Source organism: Pseudomonas sp. MUP55, from assembly GCF_034043515.1.
In the GTDB taxonomy this organism is placed as follows: Bacteria; Pseudomonadota; Gammaproteobacteria; order Pseudomonadales; family Pseudomonadaceae; genus Aquipseudomonas.
The window spans coordinates 4,991,790-5,015,177 of the sequence record NZ_CP138214.1; the positions used below are offsets into that span (position 1 = coordinate 4,991,790).

The window sequence follows — 23,388 nt, forward strand, 5'->3', positions numbered from 1 at the left end:
GTGGAGCGTATCTACATCGGCATGGGCAGCAACCTGGCTGCCCCGGCGCAGCAACTGCGCAGCGCTATCGAAGCCTTGGCGCAACTGCCCGGCACTGCCCTTGCCGGTGTCTCCGCCTTCTACCAAAGCGACTCCCTGCTTCCCGGCCAACCGCGTTACACCAACGCGGTGGCGGCGCTGGACAGCACCCTTGCGCCGCTGGACCTGCTCGATGCGCTGCAAGCCATCGAAAACGATCAGGGCCGCGAGCGCGTTGAGCGCTGGGGGCCACGCACCCTCGATCTGGATATTCTGCTTTTTGGCGATCGCCTGATCGATGAGCCGCGCCTCAAGGTGCCGCACTACCAGATGCACCTGCGGCCGTTCGTGCTTTATCCACTGGCTGAGTTGGCGCCTGCCGACCTGCAACTGCCAGACGGGCAAAGCCTCAGCGGCTTGCTTGAAGCCTGCCCATTCGTCGGCCTGGAACGCTTACCTCTGTAGGAGCGAGCTTGCTCGCGAAAATCGTCAACGATCACGCGCCCAGCCTGATTAAACGCAGTGCCTGTGGGTTCTTCGCGAGCAAGCTCGCTCCTACAATCGCGTCAGTAACAGCGGTAACACCGCCATCGTAACAATGCGGTAACACATCCAATTGACTTCCCGTGTCCTCCTCACGACTATAGGCGTCCCGCTGCCGCCAAGCCGGCACTGAAGGGCGCAATCCAGGCCTTATAAGCACTGCTCTCAAGACGGTGCGCCTGTATAAACGAAGACTCACGCGCGTTACTCGCTGTTTCCAAGCGCCTGAACGAGGACCCTTTTCATGCCAGACATTACCCTGACCACCTTGCAGAGCCTCAAGCTCAAAGGTGAAAAAATCACCATGCTGACCTGCTACGACGCTACCTTCGCCCACGCCAGTTGCCAGGCCGGAGTCGAGGTGTTGCTGGTAGGCGACTCCCTGGGCATGGTTCTTCAAGGGAATGACAGCACGCTACCCGTTACCACCGATGAGCTCGCGTACCACACCGCCAGCGTCAAGCGTGGCAACGACGGTGCATTCATCATCGCCGACCTGCCGTTCATGGGTTACGCGACGCTCGAACAGACCTTCCAGAACGCCGGCAAACTGATGCAGGCAGGCGCGCACATGATCAAGGTCGAAGGTGCCGTCTGGCTCGCCGAGTCGATCCGACTGCTGGCTGAGCGCGGCGTACCGGTCTGCGCGCACATGGGCCTGACCCCGCAGTCGGTCAACCTGCTGGGCGGCTATAAGGTGCAGGGCCGCAATGAAGCCCAGGCCCGCCAGATGCGCGCCGATGCCATCGCCCTGGAGCAAGCCGGTGCCGCGATGATTCTGCTGGAGTGCGTCCCCAGTGAACTGGCCGCGGAAATCACCCAGGCCGTCAAGGTACCGGTGATCGGCATCGGCGCCGGCTCGGCCACCGACGGCCAGGTGCTGGTGCTGCACGACATGCTCGGCCTGTCGATCAGCGGCCACGTGCCCAAGTTCGTGAAAAACTTCATGGCCGGCCAGACCAGCATTCACGCCGCGCTGAGCGCTTACGTCAGCGAAGTCAAAGCCGTGACCTTCCCCGGCACTGAACATGGATTCTCTGCATGAACACCGTTAAAACCCTGCGCGAGCTGCGTTCCGCCGTGACCCACGCGCGCAATGCCGGCAAGCGCATCGGCTTCGTGCCGACCATGGGCAACCTGCACAACGGCCACGCCACCCTGGTGAGCAAAGCGGCGCAGCAATCGGATTTCGTGGTGACGAGCATTTTCGTCAACCCGCTGCAATTCGGCGCCGGCGAAGACCTGGACAAATACCCGCGCACCCTCGCCGCCGACCAGGAAATGCTGCTGCAAGCCGGTTGTAACCTGCTGTTCGCGCCAACGGTCGAAGAGATGTATCCCGACGGCATGACCGGACAAACCCGCGTCAGCGTGCCCCAGCTGTCCGAAGGCCTGTGTGGGGCCAGCCGTCCAGGGCATTTCGAAGGCGTCGCCACCGTGGTCAGCAAGCTGTTCAACATGGTGCAGCCGGATATGGCCGTCTTCGGCCAGAAGGACTATCAGCAATTGGCGGTGATTCGCGCCATGGTGCATGACCTGAACATGCCGATCCAGATCATCGGCGAGCCGACCGTACGCGCAGCCGATGGCTTGGCGCTGTCATCGCGCAACGGTTACCTCACCGAAGAGCAACGCGCGATCGCCCCCGTGCTGTACCGCAGCCTCAGCCAGATCGCGGCCGCCATCAAAAGCGGTGAGTCTGATTTCGCGAGATTGCGCGCCGAGCACATCCAGCAGATCGAAGCCGCTGGCTTGCGCATGGATTACCTGGAAGTGCGCCAGGGTGTGCACCTTCGCCCAGCCACGCCAGAAGATCGGGACATTGTGATCCTGGTCGCCGCCTATCTGGGCGCGACTCGCTTGATCGACAATCTGCATTTGAACCTCGACTGACCCCTCTCGACACCCCGCCGATTGCCCTGATCGCTGTGCCGGTATAAAAAAGTACCGGCCACAGCGCAGACAAAGCCAAGACATATCGACACGCTAGGTTTAATGTAATCGCCCTGCGCGTATGGTTAGCGCTGTCTGGAACTTGTGGCCAGTGAAAAGACTGGATGTTCCGGATTTTGAAGTGTCCTAAAAGGCAGTCCCCGTAATAAAAAGGAAACCCGCAGCGATGGCGTACTACCGCACCCCTCATGACGTTACCGCGCTGCCCGCCTGGCAAGCGCTCAATCAACATCGCCAAGCCATGCAGGATTTCAGCATGCGCGAGGCGTTCAATGCCGACCCCCAGCGTTTCTCAGAATTCACCCTGAGCAGCTGCGGGCTTTTCCTCGATTACTCGAAAAACCTGATCACCCGCGAAACCCGCGACCTGCTGGTGGGCCTGGCCAACGAAGTCGGCCTCAAAGATGCGATCAACTCGCTGTATGCCGGCGAGCCCGTCAACTCCTCCGAAGGCCGCCCGGCGCTGCATACCGCCCTGCGCCGCCCGGTGGGCGACAAGTTGTTGGTCAACGGCGTGAACATCATGCCGGACGTGCACAAGGTGTTGAACCAGATCACTGACCTGGTCGGCCGCATTCACGATGGCCTGTGGCGTGGTTACACCGAGAAGCCGATCACCGACGTGGTGAACATCGGCATCGGTGGTTCGTTCCTCGGCCCGGAGCTGGTCTCCGAAGCGCTGTTGTCCTACGCTCATAAAGGCGTGCGCTGCCATTACCTGGCGAACATCGACGGCAGCGAGTTCCACGAGCTGACCATGAAGCTGCGCGCCGAGACCACCCTGTTCATCGTCTCGTCCAAGTCCTTCAACACCCTTGAAACCCTGAAGAATGCCCAGGCCGCACGCGCCTGGTACTTGGCCCAGGGTGGCTCGGAAGCCGAGCTGTACCGCCACTTCATCGCCGTGTCGAGCAACAACGCAGCGGCCGTGGCGTTCGGTATCCGCGAAGAAAACATCTTCCCGATGTGGGACTGGGTCGGCGGGCGTTACTCGCTGTGGTCTGCGATTGGCTTGCCGATCGCGCTGGCAATCGGCATGTCCAACTTCAAGGAACTGCTGTCCGGTGCCTACACCATGGACCAGCATTTCCAGAACGCCCCGTTCGAAGACAACATGCCGGTGCTGCTGGGCTTGCTGGGCGTATGGTATGGCAACTTCTGGGGCTCGCAGAGCCACGCGATCCTGCCGTACGACCACTACCTGCGTAACATCACCAAGCATTTGCAGCAGCTGGACATGGAATCCAACGGCAAGAGCGTGCGCCAGGACGGCACACCGGTAGCCACCGACACCGGCCCGGTCATCTGGGGCGGCGTGGGCTGCAACGGGCAGCATGCTTACCACCAGTTGCTGCACCAAGGCACCCAGCTGATTCCGGCCGACTTCATCGTGCCGATCGTGAGCTTCAACCCAGTCTCCGACCACCACCAGTGGCTGTACGCCAACTGCCTGTCCCAGAGCCAGGCACTGATGCTCGGCAAGACGCGCGCCGAAGCCGAAGCGGAGCTGCGCGAAAAAGGCATTCCGGAGGCCGACGTACAGAAACTGGCACCTCACAAGGTGATCCCGGGCAACCGTCCGAGCAACACCCTGGTGGTCGAACGCATCAGCCCACGTCGCCTGGGCGCGCTGGTCGCCATGTATGAGCACAAGGTGTTCGTGCAGAGCGTAATCTGGGGCATCAACGCCTTCGACCAATGGGGTGTTGAGCTGGGCAAGGAACTGGGCAAAGGCGTCTACAACCGCCTGACCGGCGCCGAAGAAAGCTTGGCTGATGATGCTTCCACCCAGGGCCTGATCAACTACTTCCGCGGTCGTCACCGCGGCTGATCCAGGTAGTGAAAGGCCAATGTCCGTTCGGACATTGGCCTTGTACCCTCCCACCTCAAGGTGCATCTTTATGACTTGTCGCCAAAACAAGAATAAGGAGCGCTCATGTTCGATATCAGCCAATTCCCCTCCGCCGACGCCGTTCGTCGGGCTGCGCAACTCAGTCAAGAGGATTATCAGCGCCTCTACCGCCAATCCATCCAACAGCCTGACATTTTCTGGGCCGAACAGGCCAAGGGCTTCCTCGATTGGGTAACGCCGTGGCACACCGTTCATAGCGCCGACATCACCACCGGTGCCGCGCAATGGTTTGCAGGTGGTCAGCTCAACGTCAGCTACAACTGCATCGACCGCCATTTGACACAGCGTGCCGATCAGCCGGCCTTCATCTGGGAAGGCGATGATCCCGCAACATCCTCCACAATCACTTACCGCCAACTTCATCAACACGTCAGCCGACTGGCCAACGTGCTGAAGAGCCGTGGCGTAAGAAAAGGCGACCGGGTGTGCATCTATATGCCGATGATCCCGGAAGCGGCCTACGCCATGCTGGCCTGCACACGCATCGGCGCGGTGCACTCGGTGGTGTTTGGCGGGTTCTCGCCCGACGCCCTGCGTGATCGGATACTGGATGCCGACTGTCGTACTGTCATCACTGCCGACGAAGGCGTACGCGGCGGCAAGCCGGTGGCGCTCAAGCACAACGTGGATAAAGCACTGGCCAGTTGCCCGAACGTCAGCAGTGTACTGGTGGTACAACGCACCGGCGCAAGCGTGAACTGGAGCGAAGGCCGCGACCTCAAGTATCAACAGGCCGTGGATGCCGCGAGCGACGATTGCCCGCCCGAGCCAATGGACGCCGAGGCTCCGCTGTTCATCCTCTATACCTCCGGCAGCACAGGCAAACCCAAGGGCGTGCTGCACAGCACCGGCGGTTATCTGCTGCAAGCGGCAATGACCTTCAAGTACGTGCTGGACTACCAGGAGGGCGAGGTGTTCTGGTGCACCGCCGACGTGGGTTGGGTCACCGGCCACAGCTACATCGTTTATGGCCCGCTGGCCAATGGGGCGACTTCATTGATGTTCGAGGGCGTACCGAGTTACCCGGACAGCTCGCGCTTCTGGCAGGTCATCGATAAACATCAGGTGAATATTTTCTACACCGCGCCGACCGCATTGCGCGCATTGATGCGTGAAGGCAGCGGCCCGCTGCAGAGCTCTTCCCGTGCCAGCCTGCGCCTGCTGGGCAGTGTCGGTGAGCCGATCAACCCAGAGGCGTGGGACTGGTACTTCAATGCCGTCGGCGAACAGCGCTGCCCGATTGTCGATACCTGGTGGCAGACCGAAACCGGCGGCATCATGCTCAGCCCGCTGGCCAGCGCCCAGCGCATCAAGCCAGGTTGTGCCACCCAGCCGATGTTCGGCGTACAACCGGTGTTGCTGGATGAGCAAGGTAAAGAAATCAGCGGTGCCGGCAGCGGCGTGCTCGCGATCAAATCCAGCTGGCCGGGGCAGATCCGCAGCGTCTACGGCGATCCGCAGCGCATGATCGACACCTATTTCAAACCCTACCCCGGCTACTACTTCACGGGCGACGGCGCGCGGCGCGATGAGGACGGCGATTACTGGATTACCGGGCGGGTCGACGACGTCATCAACGTATCTGGACATCGCATCGGTACGGCCGAAGTCGAAAGCGCCCTGGTGCTGCACGACCAGATCGCCGAAGCCGCGGTGGTCGGTTATCCCCACGACGTCAAAGGCCAGGGCATCTATGCCTTCGTCACGCCAATGAACGGCGTCGAACCCAGCGATGCGCTGAAAAAGCACCTGCTGGAGTTGGTCAGCAAGGAAATCGGCAGCTTCGCCAAACCGGAATTGATCCAATGGGCGCCCGCCCTGCCGAAAACCCGCTCTGGCAAGATCATGCGCAGGATTCTGCGCAAGATTGCCTGCAACGAGCTGGACAGCCTGGGTGATACCTCAACGCTGGCCGACCCGAGCGTGGTGGACGGCTTGATCGATGAACGCCTGAACCGATAGCCTCGAAATAACCCCCGGCCTGTTCAGGCCGGGGCTGTTAAACTGCGCGACCGCAATTGTCCTCATTTACCTGCAAGCAAGGCGCGCTCCATGACTCCCTTGAACCAGGCGCTGCGCGCCGCCCTCGATCATCGCCAAGACCTGATCAGTGAACTGCATGCCCAGGGGACTGACTGCTACCGGTTGTTCCACGGCAGCCAGGAAGGCGCCGGCGGTCTGACGATCGATCGCTACGGCCCGCAATTATTGGTGCAAAGCTTTCACCAATCCCTGGAGCGCGCTGATCTGTTGGACCTGCACCAACTGATCAACCAGTACATGGGCCTGGAATTGCTGCTGGTGTACAACGACCGCTCACGTGGCAATTCGCGGATCGACCGCGAAGACACCGTCTACCGCGCCGAACCTGCCGCGCTGGAAGACCTGGTCGGTCACGAATGGGGCCTCAACTACCGTGTCCGCGGGCGCCATGCCGGGCAGGACCCGCTGCTGTTTCTTGATCTGCGCAACACCCGCGGCTGGGTCAAGGCGCACAGCGCCGGTAAAAGCGTACTCAACTTGTTCGCCTACACCTGCGGCGTCGGCTTGAGCGCGGCGGCGGGCGGCGCGCGTGAAGTCTGCAACCTGGACTTTGCCGAAGGCAACCTGGCGGTCGGTCGCGAGAACGGCCTGCTCAACCCGCAGTTGCCGACCATGGAATTTATACAGTCCGATTACTTCCCTGCCATTCGCCAACTGGCCGGCCTCGCCATCACTCAGCGCCGTGGCCAGAAATTGCCCAGCTACCCGCGCCTGGAACAGCGCCAATATGACCTGGTGCTGCTCGACCCTCCCGCCTGGGCCAAAAGCGCCTTCGGCACCGTCGACCTGTTGCGCGACTACCAAAGCCTGCTCAAACCCGCCTTGTTGGCCACCGCAGATAATGGCGTACTCATTTGCTGCAACAACCTGGCGAAAGTGAGCATGGATGACTGGCGCGAACAGGTGCTGCGTTGCGCAGAAAAAGCCGGTCGCCCCGTGCGCGATTGGCAGGTGATGGCGCCAGCAGCGGACTTTCCGTCGAAAGACCAGCAACCTCCGCTGAAGACCCTGATCCTGCAATTGTAGGAAGTTTCCCAAGGCCCGCTGTTCTTCGGAACCGAAATCACGTGCCATACTCCAAGGCACTCTCGTTCGACATAGATGGCGTCACCCATGCCCAAAGGATTGATCCGCGCCCTAGGCGCCTTGTTGACCGCCCTGGCGTTGTACAGCTTGCTGGGCTTTCTGATTCTTCCGGGCATCGCCCTTCGCATTGCCAACCAGCAGTTGGCCAACTACGCGACGGTACCGGCGCGTATCGAGCGTATCGAGCTCAACCCGTTCAGCCTGGAGCTGACGTTATGGGGCCTGAAAATAGGTGAGCCGGGTAAAGAACAGCTGGGTTTCGCGCGCCTCTATGCCAACCTGCAGATCGACAGCCTCTGGACCCGCGCCCTGCACCTGGCCGATGTGCAGTTGGAACAACCCAAGACCGAATTGCTCTTCGACAAATCCGGCCAACTGAACCTGGCGCAGCTGTTCAAGTTGCCTGCGAGCGAGCCCACCCCGACCGATCCCGACGCCAAGCCCTTCCCGCTGCGTATCGACAGCATCAAGCTGGCGGGTGGTTATGTGCACTTCGAGGACCTGCGTCCCAGCGAACCCATCGAATTTCTCTACGACAAACTCGACTTCGAGCTGAAGAACCTCAGCACCTTGCCGGAAGATAACGCCGACATGACATTGGTGGCCGCTGGCCCCGCAGGCGGGCAGATCGACTGGAAAGGCAATTTCAGCCTGGTGCCGATCACCTCCCAAGGATCACTGAAAGTCACCGACGGCAAAATGAAAGCCTGGTGGCCGTATGTGCGCGATGCCTTGCCGTTGGTGCTCGAGGACGGCGTGCTCAATTTCAGCACCGACTACACCTTCAGCCTGGCCAAAGAAACCGAACTGAACCTGACCAACACCACCGCCAGCATCGCGCCTTTTGCGATCAAGGCGCCGGACGGCCGACCATTGGCACGCCTGGAGCGGCTGGACGTCAGCGAGACCACGGTGGACCTCGCCAAGCAGAAGGTGGTGATCGGCAAGATACGCAGCAACAAACTGGAAACCTGGGCGGCCCGCGAAGCCGACGGGCAGCTGGACTGGCAGAAGCTGTTCGCCAGCCAACCCGCCAAGCCGGCCAAGGCGCCGGAGCCTGCCTCTGCCCCCGCAACCGCCGATTCGCCTGAAGCGAAACCGACCGCGCCGAACAAACCCTGGCAAGTACTGCTCAAGGACGTGCAACTGCGCAACTATCAGGTGCACCTGGCCGACCGCCAGGCCAATCCTGCGGTAGCGCTGGAGCTGGGCCCGCTGAACGTTGACGTGCAGAATTTCGACAGCCTCAACCAGAGCCCTTTTACCTTGAAGGCCGACACCGGCCTGGGCAAGCAAGGCAAGATCCAGGCAGCCGGCGAGGTCAACCTCAATCCGGTCAGCGCCAAGCTGAAAGTGAACACCCAGGACATTGACCTGCGTGTCGCCCAGTCCTACATCAGCCCGTTCATCCGCCTGGAACTGCGCAGCGGCATGCTGGGCAGCAACCTGGATGTAAACCTCAAAAGCACCGAACCGCTGGCCCTTCAGATCACAGGCCGTGCACAAGTGGATCAACTGCACACGCTCGACACCCTCAAGTCACGGGATTTCCTCAAGTGGCAGCGCCTGGTGCTGGAAGGCGTGAACTACCAGCACGGCGACAGCCTGTCGATCGACAAGGTCAACCTGCTGCAACCCTATGCGCGCTTCATGATCAACGATGACCGCACCACCAACATTGACGACCTGCTGATTCCGCAGCCCGCCGACAACGGTGCCAAGTCTTCCGCCAAGCCGGCAGCGAGCAAAGACAAGCCGCTGGGTATCCGCATCGGGCAGATCGCGATCAACGACGGCTCGGCCAATTTCGCCGACTTCAGCCTCACGCCCAACTTCGCCACCGCGATTCAACAGCTCAACGGCCAGATCGGCACCATCGACAGCCGCCAAGCCAAACCGGCCAGCGTCGACATCAAGGGCAAGGTGGATCGCTACGCGCCGGTGACCATCAAAGGCAGCGTGAACCCGTTTGACCCAATGGCGGCGCTGGACATCGCAACCAGCTTCAAACGTGTCGAGCTGACCACCCTGACGCCGTATTCGGGCAAATTCGCGGGCTTTCGCATCCGCAAAGGTCGCTTGAACCTGGACTTGCATTACATGATCACCAAAGGCCAGCTGAAGGCAGAGAACAAGGTGGTGGTCGAGCAATTGCAACTGGGTGAGAAGGTCGACAGCGCCGACGCCGTGGACTTGCCGATTCGCTTGGCCATTGCCCTGCTCAAGGACAGCGACGGCAAGATCTCCATCGAACTGCCGGTGACCGGTGATTTGAACAACCCCCAATTCAGCGTGATGCCCATTGTGTGGCAAACCTTGCGTAACCTGGTGGTGCGCGCAGCGACGGCGCCGTTCAAGTTTATTGGCGGGCTGGTGACCGGTGGAGGCTCGGAAGACCTGGGCAATGTCTCGTTTGCTGCAGGCTCGAGCGAACTGAACAAAGACGCCGAGGGCGCCCTCAACACGCTGGCCAAGGCGCTCAAGGAACGCCCCGCCCTGCGCCTGGAAATCGAAGGCACCGCCGCTGCCAGCAGTGACGGCCCATTCCTGGCTGCGCAACGGCTTGAGCGTGAGTACCAGTACAACTACTACAAGATCCTGCAGCGTCGCGGCGATAAAGTCCCGGCTCAGGCGTCATTGCTTGTCGTGCCGGAGAAAGAAAAGGCGCCGTTGCTGGAAGGCATCTACCGTACCCGCCTGAAACAGCAGCCACCGGCCGAATGGAAAGACCTGGGTAACGATGAGCGCACCGCCAAGCTCAAGGATGGCGTGATCAAGTTCTGGAGTGGCAGCGACGTGCTTCTGCGCCAACTGGGCCAGGACCGAGCCAGTACCATCAAGGACTACCTGGTGGATAAGGCCCAGCTGGAAGACGACCGCGTGTACTTCATTGATGCGCAGCTGGGGCAGGCTGAGAAGGATGGTCGGGTCGTTACGCCGATGCACTTGGATGCCGAGTAACCCCATGTGGGAGGGGGCTTGCTCCCGATAGCGGTAGGTCAGTCAATTATATTTTGACTGTGACACCGCCATCGGGAGCAAGCCCCCTCCCACATTTGTAATTGCTTGCCTGGCCGGCAACTTATGGCGCCCCAATAGAACAGGCCCCAACACAAAGTGCCGGGGCCTGTAATGACCACATCCGTGTGGTCGGTCGCATGAACTCCAGTGGTGCATCGGGTGGATATCTAACTCACCCTAAGCCGCCGCTATCCGGTTCAGACGAAACCTGTGCGTTACTCTGCTTTCAGGCCGTCAGCCGATACAGCTTTAACGCCTTTGATTTTCTTGGTGATCGCTACAGCAGTTTCTTTCTGCGCGGCGGTCACTGCGGTTGGGGACGACAGGGACACTACGCCCTTGTTGGTTTCAACCTTGATGTCGGTGCCAGGAATACCTTTCTCGGTAACCAGGTCAGCCTTCACTTTGGTGGTGATCCAGGTGTCGCTAGTCGCCTCTCCAGCGTTATGGGCTGCGCCTTTGGTTTTGTCGATGCCGTCAGCCTTGGTAGCGCCGCCAGCCAGCAGGCCGTCTGCAGAAACTGCAGTCACACCTTTGATTTTCTTGGTGATCGCTACAGCGGTGGCTTTCTGCGAATCAGAGATAGCGACATCGGAAGACAGGGAAACCACGCCTTTGTTGGTTTCAACCTTGATGTCCGAACCTGGGATGCCTTTTTCAGTCAGCAGGTCAGCTTTGACTTTGGTGGTGATCCAAGTATCCGAAACGCTTTCTTTAGCTTGGGTAGCTTCACCGGCCGCCAGAGTCATAGGGGCCTGGGAAGTCTGAGCAAAGGCTACGTTAGCACCCATGGCCAGAGTCAGAGCGGTAGCAGTAGCGAGAGCGAACTTCTTCATACGAGTAACTCCTGTTTTATTAAAAGTCTGCAGTTCATAAAAATCTTAGTGCTGCAGCGCTGACAGGGATATTGCAGGCAGTGTGCCAAGTCGGCAGGCTACAAAAAACCCTTATAAAACATAAACTTATAAAACAAGCCGATTTTCGGAATCGTGCAAGTTGCATGAAGCCCATCGTGCCTGCATGCAAGTTGCGGCTTTTGGGTTGGGCTAAACAGCTGATTCTGTTCCACTTTCTTGCGCGCATAAAAAAAGGACTCCGAAGAGTCCTTTTTTCAGCTTGACGCTTCAGGGGTGATTAAACGCCCGAAGCCTTGGCTGCTGCTACGTCCTTGATGGACAGTTTGATACGACCGCGGTTGTCCACGTCCAGTACCAGCACTTCCACTTCCTGGCCTTCTTTGAGAATGTCGGTCACTTTCTCAACGCGAGCGTCGCTCAGCATGGAGATATGAACCAGACCGTCTTTGCCCGGCAGGATGTTGACGAATGCGCCGAAGTCGACGATGCGCTCAACCTTACCGACATAGATCTTGCCGATCTCGGCCTCAGCGGTGATACCCAGGACGCGCTGGCGTGCAGCTTCAGCCGCTTCCTTGGTTTCGCCGAAGATCTTGATCGAACCGTCGTCTTCGATGTCGATCGAAGCCTTGGTTTCTTCACAGATCGCACGAATGGTCGCGCCACCTTTACCGATGACATCACGGATTTTGTCGGTGTCGATTTTCATCGCGATCATGGTCGGAGCATTTTCCGACAGCTCGGTACGCGACTGACCAATGATCTGGTTCATCTGGCCGAGGATGTTCAGGCGCGCTTCCAGGGCTTGGCCCAGGGCGATTTCCATGATCTCTTCGGTGATGCCCTTGATCTTGATGTCCATCTGCAGCGCGGTGACGCCTTTGGCGGTACCGGCTACTTTGAAGTCCATGTCGCCCAGGTGGTCTTCGTCACCCAGGATGTCGGTCAGGATGGCGAACTTCTCGCCTTCTTTAACCAGACCCATGGCGATACCGGCAACCGGCGCCTTCATCGGCACGCCAGCGTCCATCAGCGCCAGGGAAGCACCGCACACGGAAGCCATGGAGCTGGAACCGTTGGACTCGGTGATTTCCGACACCACACGGATGGTGTAAGGGAACACGTCGGCGGCCGGCAGCATCGCTGCAATCGAACGACGGGCCAGACGGCCGTGACCGATTTCGCGACGACCAGCGCCACCCATGCGACCACACTCGCCCACCGAGAACGGAGGGAAGTTGTAGTGCAGCATGAACGGGTCTTTCTTCTCGCCTTCCAGGGTGTCCAGCAGTTGTGCGTCACGGGCAGTACCCAGCGTCGCGACAACCAGTGCCTGAGTTTCACCACGGGTGAACAGCGCCGAACCGTGAGTCTTCGGCAGAACGCCGACTTCGATGTTCAGCGGGCGAACGGTGCGGGTGTCGCGACCGTCGATGCGAGGTTTGCCGTTAACGATGTTTTCGCGAACGGTGCGGTATTCGATTTCGCCGAAAGCCGCTTTGACTTCGCTGGAGGAAGGCTGGCCTTCTTCACCGGACAGCTTGGCCACGACCTGATCCTTCAGCTCGCCCAGGCGAGCGTAACGGTCGGCCTTGACGGTGATGGTGTAAGCGTCGGAGATGGCAGCGCCGAACTCGGAGCGGATGGCGCCCAGCAGTGCGGTGGCTTCTGGCTGTGGAGCCCAGGTCCAGGTTGGCTTGGCCGCTTCGGCGGCAAGTTCCTTGACGGCGTTGATCACAACCTGGAACTCGTCGTGAGCAAACAGTACGGCGCCCAGCATCTGGTCTTCGGTCAGCTCTTTGGCTTCCGATTCAACCATCAAGACGGCTTCGGAGGTACCGGCAACGACCATGTCCAGGCTCGAAGCTTTCTGCTGCTCGTAAGTCGGGTTCAGCAGGTAGCCGGTGCTTTCGTGGAAAGCCACGCGAGCTGCGCCGATCGGGCCATCGAAAGGAATGCCGGAGATGGCCAGGGCAGCCGAAGTACCGATCATTGCAGCGATGTCCGGATCGGTCTTTTTGCTGGTGGAGACGACGGTGCAGACAACCTGCACTTCGTTCATGAAGCCTTCTGGGAACAGCGGACGGATCGGACGGTCGATCAGTCGGGAAGTCAGGGTTTCTTTCTCGGAAGGACGGCCTTCGCGCTTGAAGAAACCGCCAGGGATCTTACCGGCAGCGTAAGTTTTTTCCTGGTAGTGAACGGACAGAGGGAAAAAGCCTTTGCTCGGGTCAGCGGTCTTGGCGCCAACCACGGTCACCAATACGGTAACGTCGTCGTCAACGGTAACCAGCACTGCGCCGGAGGCTTGACGGGCGATACGGCCTGTCTCGAGGGTAACGGTCGACTGACCGAACTGGAATTTTTTGATAACCGGGTTCACGGTGTCCTACCTTCTTTGTGGCTCTTGGGGAACTTGTTTTCTTGCGAAATTCTTGGGCAATGTCGGGAATCGGCCCAACCCTTGTCCAGGGGTAAAACGTGTATCCAGATAAAACTTGAGGCTGGGAGCCTGCCATGGGCCAGCGGGGATCCCACTGACACACGGCAGACAACCAACCTCTAGCGCAATCGCTGATTAGCGACGCAGACCCAGGCGACCGATCAGAGTCTGATAACGACCCAGATCCTTGCCTTTCAGGTAGTCCAGCAGCTTACGGCGCTGGTTTACCATGCGGATCAGACCACGACGGGAGTGGTGGTCTTTACCGTTGGCCTTGAAGTGACCTTGCAGTTTGTTGATGTTGTGGGTCAGCAGTGCAACTTGCACTTCTGGCGAACCAGTGTCACCAACAGCTTGCTGATAGTCAGCTACGATTTGTGCTTTTTCTTGAACGTCGAGAGCCATGAGGCAATCCTTTTTTCAGGAAACCACCCAAGGATGGTTTCAACAGGCCAGGGACAAATCCCTGTATCTAAAAATGAGTGTTGACCATGCCTGTTAACAGCCACACTCGTCCGGTCATTCTGACCGAATCAGTCTACGCGGCGCGATGCGCCCGTCTTCGCTCACTTCACCGATACCGATAAAGCGACCGTTATGATCCTGTACTCGCACCATGCCGAACTTCGGGGCATCCGGGGCGCGTACCGGCTGGCCGTTGAGCCAGTAGAACGCGCTGTGTTCCGAGAAGTGCAGCAATGGCCAATCCAGCAAACCGCTGTCCGATGGCATCAGGAAGCGATCAACCGCTTCGTTGCCGCCTTCGGCGTGCACCGCTTCGAGCTCTTCCAGCGTGACCGTCTGGGCCAGGGTGAAAGGTCCGGCTTGTGTACGTCGCAGTTCGGCAACATATGCGCCGCAGCCCAGTTGCTCACCAATATCCTCCACCAGGGTACGGATATAGGTGCCTTTGCTGCAGTCCACTGCCAATCGGGCAGTGTCGCCTTCACAGGCGAGCAATTCCAGCCGGGCAATAGTAACAGAACGCGGTTCACGCTCCACCACTTCACCCGCACGCGCCAGCTTGTAAAGAGGCTGCCCATCACGCTTGAGCGCCGAGTACATCGGCGGTATCTGGCTGATTTGACCACGAAAAGCGGGCAAGGCCGCTTCGATATCGGCACGACCAACGGTCACATCGCGAACCTGCAGAACATCACCTTCGGCGTCGGCCGTGGTGGTGGTCTTGCCCAGTTGCATCAGGGTTTCGTAACCCTTGTCGGAGTCGAGCAGGTATTGCGAGAACTTGGTGGCCTCGCCAAAGCACAACGGCAGCACGCCGGTGGCCAAGGGATCGAGGCTGCCGGTGTGCCCGGCCTTTTCGGCATTGAGCAGCCAGCGAACCTTCTGCAACGCGGCATTGGAGGTAAAGCCAATGGGCTTGTCGAGCAGAATGATGCCACTGACGTTACGGCGGATACGTTTGACCTGAGCCACCGCTTACTCCTTGGCGTCTTCAGGTGTGGAGGGATGCTGGCTGTCTTCAGCCACGGCGCGCTCGATCAGCGCCGACAGGTGCGCACCACGCACGACGCTTTCGTCGTAGTGGAAGTGCAACTGCGGAACGCTGCGCAACTTCATTTCGCGGGCCAACTGCATGCGCAGGAAACCTGCGGCGGAGTTGAGCACCTTGATGCTTTGCGCGATTTCTTCGCTATTGTCCTGCCCCATCACAGTGATGAAGATTTTGGCGTGACCCACGTCACGGCTCACTTCAACGGCAGTGATAGTGACCAGGCCAACGCGCGGGTCTTTGACTTCGCGACGGATCAGTTGGGCCAGTTCGCGCTGCATCTGATCGCCGATACGTTGGGTACGGCTGTATTCTTTTGCCATGTCTTGTTACCTGTTGCTGCCACACGGTGAAACCCGTGGGGTCTGAAAGCGGCAAACGCCCGGCCTGACAAAAGCCAGACCGGGCGTTGCGTTTAGAGTCCGTACGCTACGCGTGGCATCTGCATGCCCACACGTGGCGTGGCTCCGGAAGTGCGCGAGTTAGAGGCTGCGAGCAACCTGAACCTTCTCGTAGACTTCGATCTTGTCGCCAGGCTTGACGTCGTTGTAGCTCTTGACACCAATACCGCACTCCATGCCGGCACGTACTTCGGAAGCGTCATCCTTGAAGCGGCGCAGGGATTCCAGCTCGCCTTCGAAGATAACGATGTCTTCACGCAGCACACGGATAGGACGGTTGCGGTACACGGTACCTTCGATAACCATGCAGCCGGCAATCGCGCCGAATTTCGGCGAGCGGAACACGTCACGCACCTCGGCGATACCCAGGATGTTCTCCCGGACGTCGCTGCCAAGCATGCCGGTAAGGGCCTTCTTGACGTCTTCGATGATGTCGTAGATGACGTTGTAGTAACGCATGTCCAGGCCTTCCTGCTCGACGATCTTGCGAGCGCCAGCATCGGCACGCACGTTGAAGCCGAACAGTACAGCGTTGGAAGCCAGTGCCAGGTTGGCGTCGGATTCGGTGATACCACCGACACCGCCACCGACAACGCGCACTTGCACTTCGTCGTTACCCAGGCCGTTCAAGGCGCCGTTCAACGCTTCGAGGGAGCCACGTACGTCAGATTTGAGGACGATGTTAAGCGTCTTCTTCTCTGCCTGGCCCATGTTCTCGAAGATGTTTTCCAGCTTGCCGGCGTGAGCACGAGCCAGTTTGACTTCGCGGAACTTGCCTTGACGGAACAGAGCCACTTCACGGGCTTTCTTCTCGTCGGCAACCACGCTCATCTCGTCGCCAGCGTCCGGGGTACCGTCCAGGCCGAGGATCTCGACAGGGATGGAAGGACCGGCTTCCTTGATTGGCTTGCCGTTCTCGTCGAGCATGGCACGTACACGGCCATAGTTCGAACCGACCAGCACCATGTCGCCTTGGCGCAGGGTACCGTCTTGAACCAGTACGGTTGCTACCGGGCCGCGACCTTTGTCGAGACGCGATTCAACCACAACGCCACGACCTGGAGCCGATGGAGTGGCTTTCAGTTCGAGTACTTCAGCTTGCAGCAGGACCGCTTCGAGCAGCTCGTCCACGCCAGTACCGACTTTGGCCGAGACCGAAACGAACGGCGTATCACCGCCCCACTCTTCGGAAGTCACGCCGTGAACCGACAGCTCGCTACGGATGCGATCGAGATCGGCGCCCGGCTTGTCGATCTTGTTCACTGCAACAACCAGTGGAACACCAGCGGCCTTGGCGTGCTGGACAGCTTCAATGGTCTGCGGCATCACGCCATCGTCCGCTGCAACGACCAGGATCACGATGTCAGTTGCCTTGGCACCACGTGCACGCATTGCGGTAAACGCGGCGTGACCTGGGGTGTCGAGGAAAGTGACCATGCCGCGCTCGGTTTCAACGTGGTACGCACCGATGTGCTGGGTGATACCACCGGCTTCGCCAGCGGCTACCTTGGCACGACGGATGTAGTCGAGCAGGGATGTCTTACCGTGGTCAACGTGGCCCATTACGGTCACAACTGGCGCGCGGGAGAACGTTTCACCTTCAAACTTCAGGGACTCGGCCAGGGAATCTTCCAGGGCGGTGTCGCTGACCAGGGTCACTTTGTGGCCCAACTCTTCAGCCACGAGCTGAGCAGTTTCCTGATCAAGCACCTGGTTGATGGTCGCCGGGGTACCCAGTTTGAACATGAACTTGATGATTTCAGCAGCCTTGACCGACATCTGATTGGCAAGATCGCCAACGGTGATGGTCTCGCCGATCTGCACATCACGCACGACAGGGCCGGTTGGGCTCTGGAAACCGTGGGCGTTGCGTTTTTTCAGCTTGGCCTTGCCGCGACCACCACGACGGAAGCCATCGCTTTCTTCGTCGGTGGTACGTGGGGCAACGCGTGGAGCAGGCGCTTTTTCTTTGACCGAGGCACGATGTGGAGCGTTTTTACGCTCACCATCGCCACCACCACCGCGACGATTGTTATCGTCGGCACGTGGCTTGTCCGGGCGACGAGGCTCGTCGCGCTTGCGGGCATCTGCTGCCGGAGCAGGTGCGGCAGCCACCGGAGCGGCCTCACGCACAGCTTCAACAGAAGCGGCAACCGCTTCAGTGTTAGCAGGTTGCGCAGCAGCAGGCTGGCGACGCGCTTCTTCTTCGGCGCGACGCTTGGCTTCTTCTTCAGCCTTCTGACGAGCAGCATTTTCTACCGCGCGACGCTCTTCAAGTTCGCGTTTGCGCTCGGCTTCGATTTCTTCCGGGCTGCGCTGTACGAAGACTTTCTTCTTGCGTACTTCAACGCTGATGCTCTTGCTACCCGCAACACGCAGGGTGCTGGTGGTTTTGCGCTGCAATGTAATCTTGCGCGGTTCTTCCACTTTCGCCTTGTGGCTGCTCTTCAAGTGAGTCAGCAAAGACTGCTTCTCACTATCGCTCACACCTTCATCGGCGGCGGTGTGCGGCAGACCTGCCTCACGCATCTGCTGCAACAGGCGCTCTACCGGTGTTTTGACCTCATCGGCCAGTTGTTTCACCGTGACTTGCGTCATGCACTTCTCTCCTCAGGCCGCGCCTAATTACTCGAACCAATGGGCTCGGGCGGCCATGATCAACTTGCCGGCACGATCTTCGTCAATGCCGTCGATGTCGAGCAGATCGTCAATAGACTGCTCGGCCAGGTCTTCGCGGGTAATTACGCCGCGCACCGCCAGTTCCATCGCCAAATCCTTGTCCATACCCTCAAGCGAGAGCAGGTCTTCGGCCGGATGGGCGTCTGCCAGCTTTTCCTCAGTAGCGATGGCTTTAGTCAACAAACGATCCTTGGCCCGAGCGCGAAGCTCGTTGACGATGTCTTCGTCAAAGCCGTCGATGTTGAGCATTTCTTCCAACGGTACGTAGGCAATCTCTTCCAGGCTGGTGAAGCCTTCATCTACCAGCACCTGTGCCAGTTCTTCATCGACTTCCAGCTCTTCGATAAAGTTGCGCAGGATGTCACCGGTTTCAGCTTGCTGCTTAGCCTGGATGTCCGATTCGGTCATCACGTTCAGGGTCCAGCCGGTCAGTTGGCTGGCCAGACGCACGTTCTGACCACCACGACCAATGGCCTGAGCCAGATTGTCTGCGCCAACGGCGATGTCCATTGCATGGGCATCTTCGTCAACGATAATTGCCGCCACTTCAGCTGGCGACATGGCATTGATCACGAACTGCGCCGGGTTATCGTCCCAAAGAACGATGTCCACACGCTCACCGCCCAATTCGCCCGACACTGCCTGGACACGCGAACCGCGCATACCAATGCACGCGCCTTGCGGGTCGATGCGTTTGTCCTTGGAGCGGACCGCGATCTTGGCGCGCGAACCCGGGTCGCGGGACGCAGCCATGACTTCGATCAGGCCTTCGGCGATTTCCGGCACTTCAATGCGGAACAGCTCGATCAGCATTTCCGGCGCGGTACGCGACAGGATCAGCTGAGGGCCGCGGTTCTCGGTGCGGATTTCCTTGAGCAGCGCGCGCAGACGCACGCCGACACGGAAGGTTTCGCGAGAAATGATGTCTTCACGGGCCAACAGTGCCTCAGCATTGTTACCCAGGTCGACGATCACGTTGTCGCGGGTGACTTTCTTCACGGTGCCGGAGATGATTTCCCCCAGACGCTCGCGATAGGCGTCAACGACTTGAGCACGCTCGGCTTCGCGAACCTTCTGCACGATGACCTGCTTGGCGGTCTGTGCAGCGATACGGCCAAATTCGATCGATTCGATCTTTTCTTCGACGACATCACCGACCTTGGCGCCCGGATGCGTTTGCGCAACCTTGCTCGGCCAGGTTTCAATCGCCGGATCATCAAGATCGGCTTCTTCGACGACCGTCCAGCGACGGAAAGTCTCATAGGCACCGGTGTGGCGGTTGATTTCCACACGCAGATCAACTTCATCTTCAAAACGCTTTTTGGTAGCAGTGGCCAAGGCCAGCTCCAGCGCTTCAAAAATCACGTTTGCCGGTACGCCCTTTTCATTGGATACCGACTCAACAACCAGCAGTACTTCTTTGCTCATCGTACGCCTCGCCTTTCGCAAGCCATTGGATCCGCGGGATCCGCGTCTCAGTCAAAACTGGGAATAATGTTGGCCTTGTCGATCATATCGATCGGCAACAGGAACTCATGGTCTTCTACCTGCACCACGACATCCTGCTCTTCTACACCGCGCAGAAGGCCCTGAAAGTTGCGTCGCCCTTCAAAAGGCGATCGCAGCTTGATCTTCACTTGTTCACCGGCAAATTTTGCAAACTGATCAATAGTGAACAGTGGGCGTTCCATGCCTGGCGAGGAAACTTCGAGGGTGTATTCAACGGAAATCGGATCTTCAACATCCAGCACACCGCTGATCTGACGGCTGACGATGGCACAATCGTCCACCAGCACACCGCCCTCTTTATCGATATAAACGCGCAACATTGAGTGGCGACCTTGAGCCGAAAACTCAATACCCCAGCATTCATAGCCTAGGGCCACGACCACCGGGGCCAGCAAGGCCTGCAACTCTTCTAGCTTGCTCGACACCTGAACCCCCTCGTGCATGTATGTGCATGCTGTGCAAAATAAAAAAATGGGCGAAACGCCCATCCTTGAAACGCCGTCGAACAGCGGCGTTGAAAGTGTCCAGCTAACAAAAAGCCCCTTAAAAGGGGCTCCGCTAAAACTGGTTGCGGGGGCCGGATTTGAACCGACGACCTTCGGGTTATGAGCCCGACGAGCTACCAGACTGCTCCACCCCGCGACAAAGCTGGGGCGGAAGTATACGACCGATCCCTTGCAGGGTCAATGTAACCTTCCACCTACAAGAAAGCCCGCAACAGCGGGCTCTCCTGATAATTGGTACCGAGAAGGGGACTCGAACCCCTACACCCTATGGGCACAACCACCTCAAGGTTGCGTGTCTACCAATTCCACCACCTCGGCAATACAGCGTTTACAACCCTTCTTACTTCTGCTCTTGAGCTGGAGGCACGTCAGTCGCTGGAGTAGCCGACTTTTGCTCTTGAAGCACCGGTACATCATCAGAAGCCGGTTTTGCTTTTGGTACTTCCAACACTGCTGGGTTTGGCAAACCTACTTGAGTCAGCACATGAGCTTTCTCTTTAGCAAAGTAACCTAACCCTAAGCTGGTTATGAAGAAACCTGCGGCAAGTATAGCAGTAAACTTACTAAGAAAGGTAGAGGAACCTTGGCTTCCGAACACAGTATTTGAAGCACCTGCACCGAAAGACGCACCAGCATCCGCACCTTTACCCTGTTGCAACAAAACCAGGGCAACTACGCCCAGGGCAGCCAACAGATGAAAAACGACTACGACTGTTTCCAGCATTTTTTCAGTTTCCCGCGGCGCGACAGATCGCACCGAACTCATCTGCATTCAGGGAAGCTCCACCAATGAGCCCCCCATCGATATCCGGCATGCCGAACAGTTCGACCGCATTGGCCGCCTTCACGCTGCCGCCGTATAGAAGCCGCACACCTTGCGCGACCTCAGAATTCTCTGCCGCCAACTGCGCGCGAATGGCTGCATGCACATCCTGCGCCTGTTGCGGTGTAGCAGTCAGCCCGGTACCAATGGCCCAGACCGGCTCGTAAGCAATTACTGCCTTTGCAAATGCACCAACACCCAGCTCCTCGATGATGCTGCCCAGCTGACGCGAGACAACCTCAAGAGTCTTGCCTGATTCGCGCTGCTCAAGGGTTTCCCCTATGCACAACACTGGAATCAAGCCACAAGCCTGTGCCGCTGCGAACTTGCGGTTGAGGGTCCCATCACGCTCGCCCATCATCTGACGACGCTCGGAGTGCCCGACAAGCACGTAGGAACAACCCGCATCAACCAGCTGACTCGGCGAAATCTCACCGGTCAACGCACCTTGCATGGGTTCCACCGCAGAATTCTGCGCGCCGACCTGAATCGACTTGCCTTTCAAGCCATCAACCACTTGGTTGATATGCAAGCAAGGCGGGAACACCGCTACATCAACACCGCTAGGCAAGGCCAAGTGACGAAGGCCATTGATCAGCTCAGCGACACTGGCGCGGGTACCGTGCATCTTCCAGTTACCAGCTACCATAGTGCGACGCATGCTGTACCCCGTCGGTCAAAGTGGGCGCAGATGTTACCCAACCACATCACCACTGGCAAGCCGAATTCAGGCGCAAACTTCAGTTACCAGTTTTGCCAGGTCTTCGGCGTGACTGCGAACCTGTATCTCGTCCTCGCCCTCGACCATGACGCGCACTAGAGGCTCTGTGCCAGACTTGCGCAGTAACACACGCCCACGCCCAGCCATCGCCTGAGTCACGCGCTCACAAGCTTCTTTGACAGAAGGGTGCTCGATCGGATTTTCGCCGCCGGAAAACCGCACATTAAGCAGCACCTGCGGACACTTGCGCAGCGCCTGCCGCGCCTGTGCCAGGCTTTCGTCACGACGACGCAAGGCGAGGAGCACCTGCAGTGCAGCGATGATAGCGTCGCCCGTGGTGGTGTGCTGGAAGCACACGACATGCCCGGAGTTCTCGCCGCCCACCAGCCAGTTACGCTCCAGCAGCTCAGCAATCACATAACGGTCACCGACATTGGCGCGGATGAAGGGAATGCCCAGCTCTGCCAAGGCCAACTCAAGCCCGAGGTTACTCATCAAGGTGCCAACGACGCCGCCCTGCAGCTTGTTACGCTCATGCAAGTCTCGGGCAATGATGAACAGCAAATCATCGCCATCCACGATCATGCCGGTGTGATCCACCATCAGCACACGGTCGCCATCGCCATCAAATGCGATGCCCAGGTCCGCATGTTCAGCCAGAACCGCAGCCTGCAACTGCTCCATATGCGTGGAGCCGCAGTTGTCATTGATGTTCAAACCGTTAGGCTGAGCGGACAGCACGGTTACCTGTGCGCCAAGCTCTTTGAAGACACTCGGCGCCACCTTGTAGGTCGCACCGTGGGCGCAATCGACGACGATCTTCAGCCCGGCAAAATTGGTGCTGCTCGGAACGCTGCTCTTACAGAATTCGATGTAGCGACCGGAGGCATCATTGATACGCGAAACCTTACCCAGCTTGCTGGACTCGACCACTGTCATCGGCGCATCCAGCAGCTCTTCGATCATCAGCTCGATCTCGTCGGGCAACTTGGTGCCCTGCCCCGAGAAGAATTTGATGCCGTTGTCGTCATGCGGGTTGTGCGAGGCACTGATCACGATACCGGCCTCAGCGTGGAAGGTACGCGTCAGGTAGGCGATCGCCGGCGTCGGCATCGGGCCCAGCAGCATCACATCGGCGCCAGCAGCAGACAGCCCCGCCTCCAGCGCGGACTCGAACATGTAGCCCGAAATACGCGTGTCCTTGCCTACCAGGATGCGGCAAGCGCCCATGCTGCGGAACGCCATACCTGCCGCCCAACCCAGCTTGAGCATGAAATCAGGGGTAATTGGAAATTCGCCGACCCGACCACGGATACCGTCGGTGCCAAAATATTTCTTAGTCATGAGTGCTCCATCATTC

At 58.9% G+C, this 23,388-nt stretch carries 18 protein-coding genes and 2 tRNA genes; 7 read left to right on the forward strand and 13 right to left on the reverse strand.

Annotation, left to right across the window (positions count from 1 at the left end):
* The 7 genes from folK to SC318_RS22525 all read left to right on the forward strand — a co-directional run bounded on the left by folK (position 1) and on the right by SC318_RS22525 (position 10,516).
* Positions 1-483 carry a 2-amino-4-hydroxy-6-hydroxymethyldihydropteridine diphosphokinase gene (folK, locus tag SC318_RS22495; RefSeq protein WP_320428514.1) on the forward strand — a complete coding sequence of 161 codons (483 nt, stop codon included), beginning with the start codon at positions 1-3 and terminating at the stop codon, positions 481-483.
* A gap of 322 nt (positions 484-805) precedes the next feature.
* Positions 806-1,606, forward strand: a complete 801-nt coding sequence (gene panB / locus SC318_RS22500) for a 3-methyl-2-oxobutanoate hydroxymethyltransferase (protein WP_306494640.1) — start codon at positions 806-808, stop codon at positions 1,604-1,606.
* Positions 1,603-2,454: a pantoate--beta-alanine ligase gene (panC, locus tag SC318_RS22505; protein WP_320428515.1), complete on the forward strand. Its 852-nt coding sequence runs from the start codon at positions 1,603-1,605 to the stop codon at positions 2,452-2,454. The genes panB and panC overlap by 4 nt, the downstream gene beginning before the upstream one ends.
* A 226-nt stretch (positions 2,455-2,680) precedes the next feature.
* Positions 2,681-4,345, forward strand: a complete 1,665-nt coding sequence (gene pgi / locus SC318_RS22510) for a glucose-6-phosphate isomerase (RefSeq protein ID WP_320428516.1) — start codon at positions 2,681-2,683, stop codon at positions 4,343-4,345.
* A 105-nt stretch (positions 4,346-4,450) separates the two neighbouring features.
* Positions 4,451-6,388 carry an acetate--CoA ligase gene (gene acs, locus SC318_RS22515; RefSeq protein WP_320428517.1) on the forward strand — a complete coding sequence of 646 codons (1,938 nt, stop codon included), beginning with the start codon at positions 4,451-4,453 and terminating at the stop codon, positions 6,386-6,388.
* A gap of 90 nt (positions 6,389-6,478) precedes the next feature.
* On the forward strand, positions 6,479-7,495 hold the full coding sequence (locus tag SC318_RS22520) for a class I SAM-dependent rRNA methyltransferase (protein WP_320428518.1): 1,017 nt from the start codon (positions 6,479-6,481) through the stop codon (positions 7,493-7,495).
* Between the two features lie 87 nt (positions 7,496-7,582).
* Positions 7,583-10,516, forward strand: coding sequence for a DUF748 domain-containing protein (locus tag SC318_RS22525; RefSeq protein WP_320428519.1), 2,934 nt, complete (start codon positions 7,583-7,585; stop codon positions 10,514-10,516).
* A gap of 275 nt (positions 10,517-10,791) precedes the next feature.
* Here SC318_RS22525 and SC318_RS22530 read toward each other — a convergent pair whose 3' ends face one another.
* The 13 genes from SC318_RS22530 to glmM form a co-directional block, all read right to left on the reverse strand.
* Positions 10,792-11,412 carry a BON domain-containing protein gene (locus tag SC318_RS22530; protein WP_124368377.1) on the reverse strand — a complete coding sequence of 207 codons (621 nt, stop codon included), beginning with the start codon at positions 11,410-11,412 and terminating at the stop codon, positions 10,792-10,794.
* Positions 11,413-11,710: 298 nt separating this feature from the next.
* Complete coding sequence (gene pnp / locus SC318_RS22535) at positions 11,711-13,816, reverse strand: polyribonucleotide nucleotidyltransferase (protein ID WP_320428520.1); 2,106 nt, start codon at positions 13,814-13,816, stop codon at positions 11,711-11,713.
* 195 nt (positions 13,817-14,011) lie between these two features.
* Positions 14,012-14,281: a 30S ribosomal protein S15 gene (rpsO, locus tag SC318_RS22540; RefSeq protein ID WP_003177875.1), complete on the reverse strand. Its 270-nt coding sequence runs from the start codon at positions 14,279-14,281 to the stop codon at positions 14,012-14,014.
* Between the two features lie 114 nt (positions 14,282-14,395).
* On the reverse strand, positions 14,396-15,313 hold the full coding sequence (truB, locus tag SC318_RS22545) for a tRNA pseudouridine(55) synthase TruB (RefSeq protein ID WP_003176136.1): 918 nt from the start codon (positions 15,311-15,313) through the stop codon (positions 14,396-14,398).
* 3 nt (positions 15,314-15,316) lie between these two features.
* On the reverse strand, positions 15,317-15,712 hold the full coding sequence (gene rbfA / locus SC318_RS22550) for a 30S ribosome-binding factor RbfA (protein WP_003176137.1): 396 nt from the start codon (positions 15,710-15,712) through the stop codon (positions 15,317-15,319).
* 159 nt (positions 15,713-15,871) lie between these two features.
* Positions 15,872-18,388, reverse strand: a complete 2,517-nt coding sequence (gene infB, locus SC318_RS22555) for a translation initiation factor IF-2 (protein ID WP_320428521.1) — start codon at positions 18,386-18,388, stop codon at positions 15,872-15,874.
* 27 nt (positions 18,389-18,415) lie between these two features.
* A complete protein-coding gene (gene nusA, locus SC318_RS22560) occupies positions 18,416-19,897 on the reverse strand; it encodes a transcription termination factor NusA (RefSeq protein WP_306494649.1) in 1,482 nt (493 codons plus the stop codon).
* 47 nt (positions 19,898-19,944) lie between these two features.
* Complete coding sequence (gene rimP, locus SC318_RS22565) at positions 19,945-20,403, reverse strand: ribosome maturation factor RimP (RefSeq protein WP_003235029.1); 459 nt, start codon at positions 20,401-20,403, stop codon at positions 19,945-19,947.
* A gap of 140 nt (positions 20,404-20,543) precedes the next feature.
* Positions 20,544-20,620 (reverse strand) — tRNA-Met (locus tag SC318_RS22570).
* A 96-nt stretch (positions 20,621-20,716) separates the two neighbouring features.
* A tRNA-Leu gene (locus SC318_RS22575) sits at positions 20,717-20,802 on the reverse strand.
* Between the two features lie 22 nt (positions 20,803-20,824).
* On the reverse strand, positions 20,825-21,208 hold the full coding sequence (gene secG, locus SC318_RS22580; RefSeq protein ID WP_010206600.1) for a preprotein translocase subunit SecG: 384 nt from the start codon (positions 21,206-21,208) through the stop codon (positions 20,825-20,827).
* Between the two features lie 4 nt (positions 21,209-21,212).
* Positions 21,213-21,968 (reverse strand): triose-phosphate isomerase, encoded by a 756-nt coding sequence (tpiA, locus tag SC318_RS22585; protein ID WP_003194193.1) that lies wholly within the window; start codon positions 21,966-21,968, stop codon positions 21,213-21,215.
* 66 nt (positions 21,969-22,034) lie between these two features.
* The gene (gene glmM / locus SC318_RS22590) at positions 22,035-23,372 is read right to left on the reverse strand and encodes a phosphoglucosamine mutase (protein WP_124388238.1); all 1,338 of its coding nucleotides are present in this window, start codon (positions 23,370-23,372) and stop codon (positions 22,035-22,037) included.
* Between the last annotated feature and the right edge of the window lie 16 nt (positions 23,373-23,388).

Bases quoted from the DNA above. Each gene is read 5' to 3' on its own strand.
- panB (WP_306494640.1), top strand. From the start codon at position 806: ATGCCAGACATTACCCTGACCACCTTGCAGAGCCTCAAGCTCAAAGGT.
- panC (WP_320428515.1), top strand. From the start codon at position 1,603: ATGAACACCGTTAAAACCCTGCGCGAGCTGCGTTCCGCCGTGACCCAC.
- pgi (WP_320428516.1), top strand. From the start codon at position 2,681: ATGGCGTACTACCGCACCCCTCATGACGTTACCGCGCTGCCCGCCTGG.
- acs (WP_320428517.1), top strand. From the start codon at position 4,451: ATGTTCGATATCAGCCAATTCCCCTCCGCCGACGCCGTTCGTCGGGCT.
- SC318_RS22520 (WP_320428518.1), top strand. From the start codon at position 6,479: ATGACTCCCTTGAACCAGGCGCTGCGCGCCGCCCTCGATCATCGCCAA.
- SC318_RS22525 (WP_320428519.1), top strand. From the start codon at position 7,583: ATGCCCAAAGGATTGATCCGCGCCCTAGGCGCCTTGTTGACCGCCCTG.
- SC318_RS22530 (WP_124368377.1), bottom strand. From the start codon at position 11,412: ATGAAGAAGTTCGCTCTCGCTACTGCTACCGCTCTGACTCTGGCCATG.
- rpsO (WP_003177875.1), bottom strand. From the start codon at position 14,281: ATGGCTCTCGACGTTCAAGAAAAAGCACAAATCGTAGCTGACTATCAG.
- rbfA (WP_003176137.1), bottom strand. From the start codon at position 15,712: ATGGCAAAAGAATACAGCCGTACCCAACGTATCGGCGATCAGATGCAG.
- infB (WP_320428521.1), bottom strand. From the start codon at position 18,388: ATGACGCAAGTCACGGTGAAACAACTGGCCGATGAGGTCAAAACACCG.
- nusA (WP_306494649.1), bottom strand. From the start codon at position 19,897: ATGAGCAAAGAAGTACTGCTGGTTGTTGAGTCGGTATCCAATGAAAAG.
- secG (WP_010206600.1), bottom strand. From the start codon at position 21,208: ATGCTGGAAACAGTCGTAGTCGTTTTTCATCTGTTGGCTGCCCTGGGC.
- tpiA (WP_003194193.1), bottom strand. From the start codon at position 21,968: ATGCGTCGCACTATGGTAGCTGGTAACTGGAAGATGCACGGTACCCGC.
- glmM (WP_124388238.1), bottom strand. From the start codon at position 23,372: ATGACTAAGAAATATTTTGGCACCGACGGTATCCGTGGTCGGGTCGGC.